The sequence below is a fragment of the Micromonospora sp. KC207 genome, assembly GCF_004348615.1.
Classification (GTDB): Bacteria; Actinomycetota; Actinomycetes; order Mycobacteriales; family Micromonosporaceae; genus Micromonospora.
This window is the reverse complement of record NZ_SMKJ01000178.1, coordinates 1-14781: the sequence shown is the minus strand read 5'-3', so window position 1 is coordinate 14781 and position 14781 is coordinate 1. Positions and strand designations below refer to the sequence as shown.

Genomic DNA, 14781 nt, shown 5'->3' with positions numbered 1-14781 from the left:
GGGATGATGGGCGTGCTGCACGTCATGGAGTTCAAGTGGGACCGCCACGGCGACCTCAAACCCGGCGTCGCCGCCGCCGAGGCCGACCTGCTGCGCGGCTGGCCCGGCCTGCGCCACGACACCACCCGCGACAACATCAACTTCATCATCTGGAGTTCGGCCCGCAGGTTCCCCGCCGACGTCATGCGGCGTCGCGGCGAGGACCTGGTCCGGCTCGCCCAGGAACTCACCCACAACTGGCATCCTCACCTGCGGGAGTTGCTGGCGCGCAGCGACCCGGGCAGCGCCCTGCCCATCCGGGTGTCCACCTCCGAGCCCGTACCGGCCTGGAAGAGCAGCACCGTCACCCTGCTCGGCGACGCCATCCACACCATGACCCCGGGGCGCGGGGTGGGCGCGAACACCGCCCTGCGCGACGCCGCCCTGCTCTGCCGGCAGATCAGGCTGGCCGCCGCCGGCGACAAGACCCTGGTGCAGGCCGTCGCCGACTACGAGGCCGCCATGCTCCCGTACGGGTTCGCCCGCGTGCACGACTCGCTGCACCGCAGCGGCACCAGCGGCGACGACCGGATCTACCGGCCCGTGATCGGCCGGCTCGCGCTGCTCGGGGCGCGCGGCTACTTCGGGATCACCAGCCGGGTGCCCCGGCTGCGACGCAAGTTCGTCGACGACTTCTACACCTACCGGGGCGAGGAGGATTGAGGACGGCTGCGCAACGCTCGGTCATCCTGCCGCCACCACGGGTACGAAGCATCCCACCAGCGCCGGAAGCCCCCGGACCTCCCTGTCGTCGAGATGGCGTATGTGCGAAGCTGCGACGGATTTTCTCGCGACTTTTCACCGACACTCTCACAAGAGGGAGGTCCGCCGTGCCGTCGAGTTTCGGGCAATGGCTGATCGTGATACTGGCACTGCTGGTGGGTACGGCGGCCGGATGGGCGCTGCGTGGCCGGCAGGACACGTCCTCCGCCAGCACGCCCATCGTGGAAGGTGACCCCGTCGCCGGTGTGGCGGTGGCGTCCAGCCCCACCGCTGAGGCCACCGTCGGAGAGCAGCGGCCGGAGGCGACCGTGGCCCCGGTGTCGGCCCCGGCCGCCGTCCTCGACCGGCCCAGCGCGGACACCGCAGACCCCACCACGCCCGGCGGGGTCCTCGGCGACGCCGACCCGACCGCGTTCACCCCCGCCGAGGCGGACGGCACCCCCGTGGCCGCAACGGGCACCTCTCCCGCCGACGGCGGGCTGCGCGACGACGCACCGACCGGCGACGGAAAGTGGGACGACGACGCGGTCGACGGCGGCCCGGCCGATCCGGTGGTCGCGCGCCCCGCCGAACCGGTGACCGAGCCTGCCGGGCCGGCGCCGATCGTGAACGGTCAGCCGGTCGAGCCGGCGGCGGAGCCGGTCGAGCCAGTGGCGGAGCCGGTCGAGGCAGTGGCGGAGCCGGTCAAGCCGGTCGAGGCAGTGGCGGAGCCGGTCGAGCCAGTGGCCGTGGTTCCCGCCGAGGCGGCCGCGGCGAGCGAGGACACGACGCCTGCCATCCCCGCGCCGCGTCCCCCGGTCGAGGACGCGGTGCTGCCCGTCGCCGACGAGACCGAGGCGCACGCGGCACCGGCCGGGTCCGCGCCGGCCGTTGCCGGGCCGGCGTCCACCGAGTCGGCCGACGACTTCCGTCGCATCCAGGGCATCGGCCCGAAGATGGCCGCCGCGTTGCAGGACGCCGGTATCCGCACCTACCAGCAGCTCGCCGACCTCGACGAGACGACCCTGCGGGCGACCATCCGCACCGCCGGCCTCCGGGCCACGCCGAGCCTGGCCACCTGGCCCCAGCAGGCGAAGGTCCTCGCCGGGGCCGCGACCGAAGCCGGCCGGTTGCTCCCGACGGGCGGCACCGACGACTGACCGAATGCCGGGCCGGCCCAGCCGCAGGCGGGTCACTGAACCAAGGCACCGCCATGTCGCCGACATAACGGGGTCCGTGAGTCGGGATGCCGCCATGTCGCCGACCTGCGCGGATCCGTGGGCCGGGATGCGGCCATGTCGCCGACATCGCCGCCCCGGTTGCGCCTGCGGGGCAAGCCGCGGCCGTTTAGCCGCTCGCGGTGGTGGGGTACATCGGGCTCACCTCGAAACCCACCACAACCCGGGAGGAAGCCATGCGGCGCGGCCCGTCGATTCTGGGAACCATCCTTGTCATCTGGCTGGTCATCGGCGCGATCGCCGCTGGGCAGCGGGGCTACTACAAAGGCGACGACAAGAACTGCGCCGAGGCGGGCACCATCCTGGTGACCATCGTGGCCGGGCCGTTGAACTACGTCGGCGCCAACCCGAAGGTCGACTGCGAGCTTCCTGAGCCATCCAAGTAGGACGAGCGGCACGGCACGGAAACGGCCCGACCCCTTCGGCGGGGTCGGGCCGTTTCCGTTTCGTACGCCACACCGGCGGTGAGTGAGTCTCCTTTGGAATTCTCGGGACAGTTCGGTGCCGAGCGAACGACAACTGTCCAAAGATTCGCGCACCAGAAAGGCCAGCGGGAGGAGGCGGCGGATCAGCGGAAGCAGTGCGAGATCGGCACCTTGCTGCCGGCGCAGTTGGTGGACCGGTTCTCGATGACCACGCTGGCGTCGTCGATCCGGACCCGGGCCCGGTCGGCGAAGATCCCGCCCGGGGGCAGCGTCGAACTGTTGCCCACCACCTTGCCCTTGAACAGCGAGAGCTGCCCGGCGGTGGTGTGGATGCCGCCGCCGGTGGACTTCGCGCCGATCGCGGCGTTGTCACTCACCTCGCTGGTGCGTACCAGGATGTTGGAGCGGTCGGCGGAGATGCCGCCGCCGTTGCCCCGGGCGTGGTTGCCGGCGACGACGCTGTCGTCCATCGGCAACAGGCCCTGGATGCTGGAGATGCCCCCGCCGTTACCGCTGGCGGTGTTGCCCTGGACGACCAGTCCGCGCAGGACCAGCACCGCGTCGGAGTTGGCGATGCCGCCGCCGACCTTGGCGGTGTTGTCCACGACCCGGGTGTCCTCGACCTTGGTCCGGGCCGAGAAGCTGGCCAGGCCACCGCCCTGACCGGCGATGTTGTGCGCGAGGACCGTGGTGGCCACCTCCGCCGCACCCCGGTAGTTGGCGAGCCCGCCGCCGTAGCCGTTGGCGCTGTTGTCGCGGAACTCGGTCTTCGAGATGGCCAGCACGCCACCGTTGAGCACGCCGCCGCCCTTGCCCTCGACGCCGACGGCCGAGTTGCCGATGAACCTGCTCTCGCGGACCACCATGTTGCCGTCGTTGAAGACCCCGCCGCCACCCTCCTTCGCCGAGAGGGAGGTGCTGTCGACGACCGTGGTGCGTTCGATGACGGCCGTCGCGCCGTGCACGACGTGCACGCTGCCCCCCTCCGAGGTGGACCGGCCGTTGCGCAGCACGATGTCGCGCAGGGTCAGCTCACCGCCGTCGCGCACCGTGAAGAAGCGGAACGTCTCGGCGTTCTCGCCCCGGGCGATGGTCGCCCCCGAGCCCTCCAAGGTGATCGCCTGGTAGATCAGCGGCAGGCCGGTGTTGTCGTCGCCCGGCTGGCGTGGCGGCCGTTCGGCGTCACCGGGGTTCTCGGCGGCGTCGGCGGCCTCCCGGGCGTCGCGGATGCCGCCGTCGTACTCGTCGGGCTGCTGGAAGGCGTGGCTGAGCGTGTAGGTGCACTTCGGCGCGAGCCGCACCGTCGCCCCGCCCTCCGCATTGGCCTGTACGAGCGCGGCGATGAGCCGGGCCGAGTCGCAGGGGACGGTGAGCAGGGGAGGCCGGCGTGTGCCCGGCCCGTCCGGCCTGCCGTCGGGGGCGCCCGCCTCGTCCAACCTGCCGTCGGGCCGGTGGGGGCGGCCCGGGGTGCCGTCGTCGGTCCGTCGCCCCGCTTCGGGGCCGTCGTCGCGTGCGGCCGTCGCCACCCGCCCCTGCTCTGTGACGCCGGGGGCACGGGGGGCGGCCAGGGCGGCGACGCCGGTGACTCCGGCCGCGCCGACCACCAGGCTGCCGGCCACGACGCCGCCGGCTAAGAACCACCGGGACCGCCGCCTGCTGGGCGTCGCTCGCCGGTTGCCCTGGTACGTGAACATCACGGTCCTGCCTCTCCTGCACGAAATGACGCGGCGGCACCGCAACGGGGTGCCGGGTGACGGACCACGCGGCCATCACCGAAAGTCACGATACGGGCACATGTCGGGCAAGTCAGGCGTACATGAATAAACGTTTCATTCGCATCATCATGGGCGAATCGCCGTCCGGGAAGGACTGACCGACCCGACTCGGACGCCCGGCTCGGCGGTCAGCCGCCGACGTGGATGCCGGGGCGACGCGACGGGTCCCGCTCCGCCTTGCGGATGATCTCCCGCACCACCGGCGGGGTGTCGCCGCGCCCCAGGATGAGATAGCGCAGCAGGTGGGCGATGGGGTTGCCCTCGGACCACTCGAAGTGGGCGTGCGGGCGGACCCCGGTGGCGTCGCGCAGCGCGAGCAGGATCGCGGCGATGGCGTTCGGCACGGCCGGGCTGGCCGCCCGCAGCACCCGGTATCCCCCGACCTTTACCCCCTGCACCCGCAGCACCCGGCTGAACTCCGACGGGTCGACCACGTCGACTTCCAGGAAGATCACGTCGGCGGCGCCCGGGACCGGATTCATGCCGCGCTGCGCGCGCTCCTTGACCGTGTACTCCTTCACCGCACCGCTGCGGCGCTTGTTGGCGATCAGGTGCAGCCGGCCGTCGTGAGCGAGGGACTCGGCGACGAACCGGCGGGCGTCGTCGTCGAACTCGATCCGATTGGCGCGCAGCTCCGTGGTGCGGGTGACCCGGGAGACCAGCGAGACGCCGATGATGCCCGCGATGAACAGGCCCGAGATGGCGATCCCGTCCGGCTTGGCGATCACGTTCTCCGTGAGGGCGTAGAGCAGGACCACGGTGAGCACGGCGAACCCGACCGCCGCGAACCGGTGGCGGGCGCGGGCGGTCGCGATCGTCACCGCCACCGCACCGGAGACCATCATCGCCAGTATCCCGGTGGCGTACGCGCCGGCCTGGGCGTTGACGTCGGCACGAAAGGCCACGGTGATCGCGATGCTGATCAGCGTGTAGACGATCACCACCGGGCGCACGGCGCGGCCCCACTCCGGCGCCATCCCGTACGAGGGCAGGTAGCGCGGCACGATGTTGATCAGCCCGGCCATCGCCGAGGCGCCGGCGAACCAGAGGATCAGCACGCTGCTGATGTCGTAGACCGTGCCGAACGCCTCGCCGAGCCGCTCGTGTGCCAGCCAGGCCAGCGCCCGGCCGTTGGCCGTCCCGCCCGGCTGGAACTCCCGCGCGGGAATCAGCACGGTGGTGACGAAGGTGGTGGCGACCAGGTACACCGACATGATCAGCGCGGCGGCGGTCAGCAACCGGCGGGTGTTGCGGATCCGGGCGGCAAGCCGGCGCTCGGCGTCCGGCCCGTCGCCGCGTACCAGCGGCATCATGCTCACCCCGGTCTCGAAGCCGGACAGGCCCAGGACCAGCAGTGGGAAGGCCAGCACCGCCGGGCCGAGCAGGTCGCCGAACCCGCCCCCGTCGGCCGTCAGGGCGGCGGCCCAGTCCCCCACCGTGGCCGGGTCCGCCGCGATCGCCGCAACGCCCGCCGCGACGATCACCGCGTTCAGCCCGAGGAAGACCACGACCAGGGGGATCGCCACCGTCACCGCCTCGCTGAACCCCAGCAGGAAGACCCCGCCGAGGACCACCAGCAGCAGCACGGTCACCGCCACGACGGCGGCGGTGCCGCGCGGGAAGGACCCCGGCAGGTACGGGTTCTCCAGCAGGTGGACGGTGGCGTCGGCGGCGGACAGGGTGATCGTGATGATCCACGAGGTAGCCACGAAGCCGAGCAGGACGAGGACGAAGGCCTTCCCCCGCCAGAACGGCAGCAGCCGCTCCAGCATCGCCACCGAGCCCTGCCCGTGCGGGCTCTCCCGGGCCACCTGCCAGTACATCGGCAGCATCCCGAACAGGGTCAGCGCCACGATCAGCAGCGTCGCCAGCGGGGAGAGCGCCCCGGCGGCCAGCACCGCGATGCCGGGCAGGTACGACAGGGTGGAGAAGTAGTCGACCCCGGTCAGGCACATCACCTGCCACCACGGGTGTGCCCGGCTCTGCGCCTCCCCGGTCTCCGGCCCGACGGGCTGCACCCGGTGCTGGAACAGCCAGCGGCCGAACCGGCCGGCGGGCTGCTCGGGGTGGGCCGCCCGCTCCACGCACGCGGGGATCACCACCCCGTCGCCCGGGGCCGCCGGACGCCGGTGGCCCCGGGTCCGCCTCGGCTGCCCGCCGTCCCGCCGCTGCGTCATGCGCGCCCCCTCCACGCCCTGACCTGACCGTAGGCGGAACCCGCCGCCCGCCCGGGCCGAACCGGCGAGGAAGCACCCCGGCTCGGCGACGGCGACCCGGACGGCCGCCCGGTCCGCGTGGCCGGGCAGCGCCGAACGGCCGGGCCGGGCCGGCTCACGGGGGCGGGGCCGGTCAGCTCAGCGCGGACCAGGCGTCCACGTGGGCGTCGAGGTGGTCGGCTGTGGCCTTCCGGCCCGAAGCCCTACCACGGACAGGGGGTGTCCCCGCGCTCCCCCCCGGTAGCGCGGGGACCCCCCGTACCCGGCTACTGCAGGAACGCCCCGAGGGGCGAGAGCAGCAGCCGGCCGAGCGCGGCGGCGTTGTCGTCCAGCCGCACACGCTCACACTCGCGGGCCTCCGGGTCGTGCCGGCAGCGCCAGATCTTCTGGGCGTTGCGCCAGGCCACGTTGCGGGTGTACTCGACCAGCTCGCCCTGGTACCAGTCGTCGATGTCGCCGTTGAGCATGTCGATCATCAACTGCCAGTTGTCCAGGTAGCCGCGCCGCAGCTCCGGGATCCGTTCGGCGAAGATCTGGTTGATCTCCAGGTAGTCGCGGTGCTGGTCGGTGCCGTCGACCGGCTCGGACTCCAGGCTGTCGAACGTGGTCACCAGCGCGAACGGCAGGTCGAAGTTGATGTGCGCGTTCACCCCGGCCGCGGCCGACGGCAGCGGTCGGGCGTCCGGGCCACGCATCCGCTTGAACAGACAGGACCAGGCCCGTGGCGTGGCCGGGCTGGACTCCGTCCAGTAGCGCAGCGCGTCGAAGTAGCGGGCGGCGAACTCCACGTCGAGCCGGGCCAGGAAGACCGGATCGGCGAAGCGGTCGTCGTACAGGCCGTTCAGCACGCTGGTGGTGATGGTCAGGTACAGCTCGTTGAAGTCCGCGAGAGGGCAGCTACCCTCCAGCGGCGGCAGCCGGACCAGCAGTTTCTGGAGCTTGGTGAGGTGGTCGACCACCTCCGGCACGTCCGCCGGGTGGTCGGCGAGCAACCCCACGATGTCCTGGTGTACCGGGCCCCAGACCGGTTCGCTCATCCCCATGCGTCCTCCCCCTGTGCGCCGCGGCGTCCCCGGGCCGCGGCGTCGGGGCACAGCTTCTCAGCCGTGGCTTGCGCGGCGGATCAGTAGAACGACGTATAAGCGGACGACGGCGTACGTCGCTCGGTACCTACTCGGAACGGTTGCGCAGGAAGATCGCGCTGGCCTGCACGCGCGTGCGCACCTGGAGCTTGTCGAAGATGTGCGACACGTGCACGCCGATGGTGCGTTCGCTGATGAACAGCCGCTGGCCGATCTCCTTGTTGGTCAGCCCCTCGGCCACGGCGGCAAGCACCTCGCGTTCCCGGGTGGTCAGCACCGCCAGCTCGTCGCCGACCGGTTCGGCCCGGGTCACCGACCGCCCGTCGGCGGAGGCGCCCCGCTCCTCCAGCACCACCCGGGCCCGGGCCGCCAGGGTACGGATCTCGGTGCTCAACGGCTCGGCACCGAGCCCCTGCGCCACCTGGTACGCCTCGCGCAGCAGTCGACCCGCGGACGCCGTGCGGCTGCGCCGGGCCAGCAGCGCCTCGGCCTGGCGCAGCCGGGAGTACGCCGCCGGGTACGGGTGGTGGCGGCGGTCCCACGCGGCCACCGAGCGGGCCCACAGCGCCGGGTCGCTGCCGTCGAGGCGGCTGACCTCGGCCTCGCACAGCGCCAGGAACCCGTCGACGACGTCGCGCACCGGCCGGGCGGCGTGCTCGCTTTTGCGGGCCACCCGCTCGGCCACCTCGCGCAGCCGGCGCACCGCCGTGGCGTCCACCGTCGCCCGCGCGGCGTGCGCCTCGGCCTCGGCGCGCAGCCCGTGCCAGACCAGGGCGGCGAGGATACCGACGTCGTCGGAGCGGCTCTCGGTGAGGCCGCGCTGCACGGCCTGCCGGGCCAGGTCGTGCCGGCCCTGCCACATGGCCAGCCCGGCGCGCAGGGTGAGCAGCGGGATGACGTGTCGGGCCCCGCCGCCGGCCAGCACGGTGGCCACCGCCTCCAGGTCCCGGTCGGCGGCGGCGATGTCGCCGTACCCGACCGAGAGGCGGCAGCGCGCCAGCAGCAGCTCGACGGCGTCCGCGCCGGAGGGGCGGTGCCGCAGCGCCGCCGCGACCACCTTCTCCGCCTCGGCCCACTGCCCCACCCGGAACAGCCCGTTCGTGGCGATGGCCAGCAGCCGCGTCTCGTACGTGCGGCCCAGCCCCAGCTCGGCCACCCGCTCGGCACCCCGGCGGGCCACCACCACCCCCTCCTCCAGGATGTTCAGCGGCCCGGTCAGCAACTCCGCCAGGTGCAGGTACGCGCACGCCACGTCCTCGGGCCGGCCGGCCCGCTCGGCGGTGTCGAGGGCCTCCCGCATGACGGCCAGCCCGGCGTCCGGGTCCTCCAGGTACGCCTCGCTGAAGCCCAGCGCGGCGCTGGCCAGCACCACCTCGGAGACGGACCCCTCCACCTCGGCGGCCAGCTCCAGGGCCTCCCGGGCCCGGTCGCCGGCGTCGGCGTACCGGCCCAGGTGCAGCAGCAGCTCGGCCAGGTGCGCGGCGGCGGTGGCCCGCTCCCGGGGGGTGCAGTCGACGTCGGTCAGCGCCCGCCGGTACTCCGCCTCGGCCGGCGCGGACCGGCCGGCGGCGGCCAGGTACCGGGCCCGCCGGATGTGCAACGCGCAGGCCGGGGGCGCGTCCTCGGCGGCCGCCAGTTCCTCCAGCAGGGACAGCGCTCGGGCGTGCTCGCCGCAGTGGTGGGCCGTCTCGGCGGCGTGGCGCAGCAGCTCCGCGCGGTCGACGTCGAGCCCCCCATCGGCCGATGCGGCCGGCGGCCCGGCCAGTTGCAGAGCCGCCGACCAGTGCCGGTGCGCCTCGGCGTAGCCGTGCAGCCGCTCGGCCTCCTGCGCCGCCGCCACCGCAGCCGGCAGCGCCCGTGCCGGCTCCCCCGCCAGCCGCCAGTGGTGCGCCAGCCGCGCCTGGTGCAGCTCCGCCGTGGCCGTCGTGAGCGCCTCGGCGTACCGGCGGTGCAGCACCGAACGCTCGGCGGGCAGCAACTCGTGGGCGAGCACCTCCGCCACCAGCCGATGCCGCAGCCGGTACCCGTCGTCGTCGCCGACCAGCAACCGGTGCGCGACCGCCGCCCGCACGGCGTCGATCAACTCGCCCTCCGGCAGCCGGGTCACCTCGGCCAGCAGCCAGTGCGCCACCGGCTCGACCCCGGCGGCCACCGCGTGCACCACCGCGTGTGCGGCCTGCGGCAACGCGTCGACCCGGGCAAGGAACACCTCCCGCAGCGTCTCCGACAACCCGTCGCGGCCCTCGCGCAGGTCCCGCGCCAGCTCCTCGACCACGAACGGGTTTCCGCCGCTGCGCTGCCACAGCGACTCCGCGGCCTCGGCGCCCAGCGGCGCACCCACCACCGCCGTGGCCAACTGCTCGGTGCCCGCCCGGTCCAACGGGGACAGGTCGAGCACCCGCACCGACCGCAGGCGACGCAGCTCGGTCAGCACCCGCCGCAGCGGGTGCGCGCCCTGCAACGACTCGGCCCGCACCGCCGCCAGCACCGACACCTGCAGGTCACCGAGCCCGGCGAGCAGGTAGAGCAGCAACTGCCGGGTGCTGCGGTCGACCCACTGCAGGTCGTCGAGCACCAGCACCAACGGGCGGCCCTGCGCGATCAGGTGCAACCCCCGGGAGACCCGCTCCAGCAGGGCGCCTGCCCCGTCCGGGCCGGCCGTCTCCGCAGCGAACATCTGCAGCAGCCCGCGCACCGCCGACGACGTCCGCGCGTGCGAGGCCGTCAGCTCGGCGTCGAAGCGCCGCAACGCCTGTAGCAGCGGGTGCAGCGGAGAGGAGTCCCCGATGTCGAGGCACGCGCCGGTGAGCACGAGCGCGCCCGCGACGCGCAGCCGATCGCCCGCCTCGCGCAGCAGCCGGGTCTTACCCACCCCGCTCTCGCCCGTGACGAACACCGCCGCGGTCTGCCCCGGACCCACGCCGTCGAGCAGCGCGGACCGCAGCGTCGCGAGGTGGTCGGCACGGCCGACGAGTGGTACGAGGTCCACATCGCTGGCCATGGCTCGCAGCCTAGTCACAGGCCCCCGGACCGTTCTACGGGTCTTCGCCCCCACTGGTACGCCTCGCGTCGACATCGCGACCGAAGGTTGTTGTAGGGCGACATACGTCGTTCTGCCGATCCCCCGTCAGACCGGTGGTGGGAGTCTCCTGAGGTCGTCAGGCACCAAACGGGGGGAAAGGCGGTGCGATGCCAATGTCCACGATCGTCTTGGGAACACAGTCGTCGACGCTAGCCGATTGGCCGGTGCCGGAGGAACGGCGAACGGTCAGCGTGCTCTTCGCCGACATCGTCGGCTCGACCGCGCTGGTCGACCGGCTCGACCCGGAGGAGGTCCGGGCCCTACAGCGCGCGTACTTCGACACCGTCGCCGGGGTACTCGCTCGCTGGGGTGGCGTGGTCGAGAAGTACGTCGGCGACGCGGTGATGGCCCTGTTCGGCGCCCGCGAGTCCGACGGCCACGACGCGTACCGGGCGGTGCGGGCCGGGTTGGAGATCCAGCGGGCGCTGGACGGGCGGGCGCTGCCCGGCGCCGCGATCCTGCGCACCAGGGTCGGGGTGGCCACCGGTGAGGCGCTGGTGGACGTCGCGGCGCTCCGCGACGGCGCGCACGGTGTGGCCAGCGGCTCGGTGATCACCGCCGCCGCCCGCCTGCAGGAGCACGCCCCGCCTGGCGGCGTCGTGGTCTGCGCCGCCACCCGCCGCGCCACCGCCGGGGTGATCGTCCACCGGGCGCTCGCCCCGCTGACCGTCGCGGGCAAGCCACGGCCCGTGGACGTGGCGCTCGCCGCCGGGGTGGCCCGCCCCGAACCGGCCCGCCACGACGGCCGGCTCGTCGGCCGCCGCCGGCAGCTCGCCACCGCCCGGGACCGGGTGATCCAAGCCGTCCGCGAGCGCGCCCCGCGCTGGGTGTCGCTGGTCGGCCCGGGTGGCAGCGGCCGCAGCCGGGTGCTGCACGAGCTACGCCGCGCGGTCGTTGCCGTCGACGGGGTGCCGGTGCGCTGGTACGTCGTGGCCTGCCCGCCGCACCCGGAGCAGCCGCTGGAACCCGCCGTCGACCTGCTGCGCGCGTTCGCGGGCCTGCGGGCCGACGACCCGCCGGCGGCCGTACACCGACGGCTGCTGACGGCGCTCGACGGCCTGGTTCCTTCGGATCGGGTGCTGTCCACGGCGGTCGCGCTGGAGGGGCTGCTCGACGGGTCGGTCCCGGCCGGCGCGGCGGTGTGGCAACGGGTGCTGCTGCGCCTGGCCGACCGGCAGCCCCTCGTGGTTGCGGTCGACGACGCGGACCGTGCCGCCCCGGCGACGACCCGGTTCCTGCGTACGCTGTTCGCCGCGGCCGTCGCCCGGAGGGTGCCGCTGGCTGTGGTGACGACCCGCCGTCCGCAGTGGACTACCGGCCGGCCCGGTCCGGACAGCGCGCACGACGAGGTGCCGCTGCCTCCGTTGTCGACGGTGGAGACCGGCCGGCTGCTGCGGCACCTGCTGGCCCGGGCCGGTCAGCCGGCGACGCTGGCGGCCCGGCTGCTTCCCCTGGTCGGCGGCCTGCCCGGGCACGCCGAGGCATACGTGCGGCAGCTCATCGACGGCGCGGACCCCACGCAGCCGCCGGAGCGGGTGCGCGCCAGCGCCAGCGCCCGCCTGGACGCCTGCGACGGCCGGGAACGCGCCGCGCTGATGGTCGCCGTCGCGTTGGGCCCGGGGGCCGCCGCCACGGCGGTCGACCTGGCCCTGGGTTGGCCGGCGGGCCACGCCGAGCGGACCCTGTGCCGGCTCACCGCGCGCGGGCTGCTGCGCCGCACGGCGCGGGGCGGGTACGACGTCGCCGACCCGGCGCTGCGTCGGGTGGCGCAGGACCGGCTGCCTCGGACGGTCCGGGCGATCGTCACCCGCCGCGCCGAAACGACGGCCCCGGCTCGTCAAGTTCCCCTGCCCCGGATCCGGCCGACGCCCCTGGCTCGGCCGGTGCACCCGGCACGGATCCGCCCCGTGCTGCCGGCCTCGGCTCGACCGGCGCACCCGGGTTGGCACCTGGGTCGGGCGCGGCCCGGTCCGGCACCTGCCGCCCTCCCGGCGCGACATCCCGGGGAGTCGGTATCCGCCACGGTCACGGGGTCGATCGGTGCGGCTGTGGGCAGGCCGTCGACGACGTCACGGCCGCCCGGGTCCCCCGGGGCACGACATCGCGCGGTCAGGATCGACACCACTACGCCGACATGGTGGCTTCCGGAACGCCGGAAGGGGCGGGGTCGAGATCAGCCGGCGAGCGGGGTGGGCCCGGTCACGGGTTCTCCGGGTCCAGGTTGCGTTCGCGCAGCAGCGCGTCCAGCTTGGCCTCGATCCGCTCGTCGGACTCGCGGGACTGCGACGACCCCCAGTAGTAGAAGAGGGCCAGTCCGGCGGCCTGCCAGATCAACTGGAGAAACTCCGACTGCCAGTTCTCGAATGTGCTGGCGAGGAATTGCGGCAGGTACTCGGACCAGGCGAACGCCTGGCCGTCCTGACTCGCCTCGTTGCGCTGCACCACGAGCTGAAAGAAGAACTGGCCGAGCCACGACAAGAGGAAGAACGCCCCGGTGACGAGCGCGAAGGCGTACGCCTTGGGCCAGCGGGGCTTGCGCAACGGCGGCCCGGCCGCGCGGTCGCGACGTCGGCCGCCCCCGATGCCGGCGCTGACGGACGGGCGTGTGTCGGTCGATGTGCTGGTCTCCGCCATCACGGTCCCCCTCTAGACGAACGATCTCACCGGTGATGTGCCCTGCCCCGACCGGGCCGAAACCGCGCTGCCCAGCGCCGGGGCGCGCGAACGACGACGCCCCGACGGGGGTCAACCACTCCCTTGCCGGGGCGTCCGCGCCGGCCGCCCGGCATCCGCCATGCTCGACGCGGTCGACGCCCTCGTCGACGGGGACTCGCCCCGCCTGCTCGACCTCGCCGGAGGCACCGGCACGATCTCACTGCGGGCCCTGGCCCGCTTTCCCCGGGCCCGGATCACCCTGGTCGACCTCGACCCGGCCCTGCTCGCCCTGGCCCGCGCGTCGCTGCTCGACCGGGCCACCGTCCTTCGTGCGCACCTGTCCCACCCCGGCTGGCACGATCGGCTGCCGCACCGCGACTACGACGCCGTGCTCACCGCCACCGCCCCGCACTGGCTGCCCGCCGAGCGGCTCACCGACCTCTACGGCGAACCACGGGAGCTGCTGCGCCCGGGCGGGCTCCTCGTCAACGCCGACCACATGCCCGACGACGCGCTGCCGACGCTGACCGACCGGCTGGGCGTGCGCGCCGGCCAGCGACGCGCCGCCCGATACGCCGCCGGCGGGGCCCTTTCCCGGTCCGACTGGTGGGAGCGGGTTGGCGCCGACCCGGTGCTGGGCCCGCTGGTGCGACGCCGGCACGAGATCTATCCGACCGGGCACAGCCCCGAGTGGAACCCGCCGGTGTCCTGGCACCTCGGCGCGCTGACCGCCGCCGGCTTCACCGAGGTCGGCACGCTGTGGCGGGGCGGTGCCGACGCGGCGGTCGCCGCGCTGCGCTGACGCGGCAGCCCGTGCTCGCCCGCGGCAGCCGTGACCGTCTGCCGGAAGCTGTGACCGGCTGTGGGAGGGGCCGTGATCGTCTGCGGGAAGGAAGACGACACTCCGGCCGCGTGCTCCGTTCCCAGCAGACGATCACGGCCCCGGCGACGGCTCGGCGGCGGACCGCCGGCGGTAGGCTCGGACCGGCGGCACGCCGGTGACACGTCCGGTGGGGCTGGTGGGAGGCCGAGGTGACAGGACCGATCCCGCGCCGGGTCGACCCCGACGTCGATCTCCGCGTACCAGCCGACCGGAGCGAACTGCGCACCCGCCCGGCGGGCGTGCTCGGCGTCATCGCGGCCGGGGGCGCGCTCGGCGCACTGGCGCGGGCGGGGGTCCAAGCGGCGGTGCCGCACCAGCCGACCGGGTTCCCCTGGGCGACGTTCGCCGTCAACGTGTCCGGGTGCCTGCTGATCGGAGCCCTGATGGCGGTGGTCGCCGCCGGCCGTGTCCGGCCGCTGACCCGGCCGTTCGTGGGCGTGGGCGTACTCGGCGGCTACACCACCTTCTCCACGTACGTCGTGGACGTGCGGCAGGCGGCGATCGGCGGGGCGGCGGGCACGGCGCTGGCGTACCTCGCCGCCACCCTGCTGGGGGCGCTCGCCGCGGTCTGGGTCGGCGACGCCGCCGTCACCAGGCTGCTCGGCCACGCGAGCGGCGCGCGCCCCGGCGCGACGGCACCGAACCGCACGGACCCCGGCCGCACGACACCGAACCGCACGGGCC

The 14781-nt window shown here is 74.2% G+C and carries 10 protein-coding genes and 1 pseudogene; 6 read left to right on the top strand and 5 right to left on the bottom strand.

Going from position 1 to position 14781, the window contains the following annotated elements; translation table 11 throughout:
* The 3 genes from E1258_RS21085 to E1258_RS21075 form a co-directional block, all read left to right on the top strand.
* The coding region (locus E1258_RS21085; protein WP_207919650.1) for an NAD(P)/FAD-dependent oxidoreductase at positions 1 to 702 on the top strand (702 nt) is incomplete at its 5' end.
* A 167-nt stretch (positions 703 to 869) separates the two neighbouring features.
* Positions 870 to 1901 (top strand): helix-hairpin-helix domain-containing protein, encoded by a 1032-nt coding sequence (locus E1258_RS21080; protein WP_132404022.1) that lies wholly within the window; start codon positions 870 to 872, stop codon positions 1899 to 1901.
* A gap of 254 nt (positions 1902 to 2155) precedes the next feature.
* Positions 2156 to 2365: a hypothetical protein gene (locus E1258_RS21075; RefSeq protein WP_007071338.1), complete on the top strand. Its 210-nt coding sequence runs from the start codon at positions 2156 to 2158 to the stop codon at positions 2363 to 2365.
* Positions 2366 to 2547: 182 nt separating this feature from the next.
* Here E1258_RS21075 and E1258_RS21070 read toward each other — a convergent pair whose 3' ends face one another.
* The 4 genes from E1258_RS21070 to E1258_RS21055 form a co-directional block, all read right to left on the bottom strand.
* Positions 2548 to 4098 carry a hypothetical protein gene (locus E1258_RS21070; protein WP_132404028.1) on the bottom strand — a complete coding sequence of 517 codons (1551 nt, stop codon included), beginning with the start codon at positions 4096 to 4098 and terminating at the stop codon, positions 2548 to 2550.
* A 209-nt stretch (positions 4099 to 4307) separates the two neighbouring features.
* The gene (locus E1258_RS21065; RefSeq protein WP_165949857.1) at positions 4308 to 6356 is read right to left on the bottom strand and encodes an amino acid transporter; all 2049 of its coding nucleotides are present in this window, start codon (positions 6354 to 6356) and stop codon (positions 4308 to 4310) included.
* Between the two features lie 305 nt (positions 6357 to 6661).
* Positions 6662 to 7432: a DUF5995 family protein gene (locus E1258_RS21060; RefSeq protein WP_132404019.1), complete on the bottom strand. Its 771-nt coding sequence runs from the start codon at positions 7430 to 7432 to the stop codon at positions 6662 to 6664.
* 133 nt (positions 7433 to 7565) lie between these two features.
* Positions 7566 to 10478: a helix-turn-helix transcriptional regulator gene (locus tag E1258_RS21055; RefSeq protein ID WP_132404016.1), complete on the bottom strand. Its 2913-nt coding sequence runs from the start codon at positions 10476 to 10478 to the stop codon at positions 7566 to 7568.
* Positions 10479 to 10666: 188 nt separating this feature from the next.
* On the opposite strand from E1258_RS21055, the pseudogene E1258_RS35955 reads away from it, so the two are divergent.
* Positions 10667 to 11833 (top strand): annotated as a pseudogene (locus E1258_RS35955) (adenylate/guanylate cyclase domain-containing protein); the annotation flags it as partial.
* A gap of 925 nt (positions 11834 to 12758) precedes the next feature.
* Here E1258_RS35955 and E1258_RS35950 read toward each other — a convergent pair.
* Positions 12759 to 13193 (bottom strand): DUF6766 family protein, encoded by a 435-nt coding sequence (locus E1258_RS35950; RefSeq protein ID WP_371688650.1) that lies wholly within the window; start codon positions 13191 to 13193, stop codon positions 12759 to 12761.
* A gap of 160 nt (positions 13194 to 13353) precedes the next feature.
* Here E1258_RS35950 and E1258_RS21045 point away from each other — a divergent pair, with 160 nt between their 5' ends.
* Both E1258_RS21045 and E1258_RS21040 read left to right on the top strand, forming a co-directional pair.
* Complete coding sequence (locus E1258_RS21045) at positions 13354 to 14016, top strand: class I SAM-dependent methyltransferase (protein ID WP_132404010.1); 663 nt, start codon at positions 13354 to 13356, stop codon at positions 14014 to 14016.
* 230 nt (positions 14017 to 14246) lie between these two features.
* On the top strand, positions 14247 to 14781 hold a 535-nt coding region (locus E1258_RS21040; protein WP_132404007.1), incomplete at its 3' end, for a CrcB family protein.

Bases quoted from the DNA above. Each gene is read 5' to 3' on its own strand.
- E1258_RS35950 (WP_371688650.1), bottom strand. From the start codon at position 13,193: ATGGCGGAGACCAGCACATCGACCGACACACGCCCGTCCGTCAGCGCC.
- E1258_RS21045 (WP_132404010.1), top strand. From the start codon at position 13,354: ATGCTCGACGCGGTCGACGCCCTCGTCGACGGGGACTCGCCCCGCCTG.
- E1258_RS21055 (WP_132404016.1), bottom strand. From the start codon at position 10,478: ATGGCCAGCGATGTGGACCTCGTACCACTCGTCGGCCGTGCCGACCAC.
- E1258_RS21060 (WP_132404019.1), bottom strand. From the start codon at position 7,432: ATGAGCGAACCGGTCTGGGGCCCGGTACACCAGGACATCGTGGGGTTG.
- E1258_RS21065 (WP_165949857.1), bottom strand. From the start codon at position 6,356: ATGACGCAGCGGCGGGACGGCGGGCAGCCGAGGCGGACCCGGGGCCAC.
- E1258_RS21070 (WP_132404028.1), bottom strand. From the start codon at position 4,098: ATGTTCACGTACCAGGGCAACCGGCGAGCGACGCCCAGCAGGCGGCGG.
- E1258_RS21075 (WP_007071338.1), top strand. From the start codon at position 2,156: ATGCGGCGCGGCCCGTCGATTCTGGGAACCATCCTTGTCATCTGGCTG.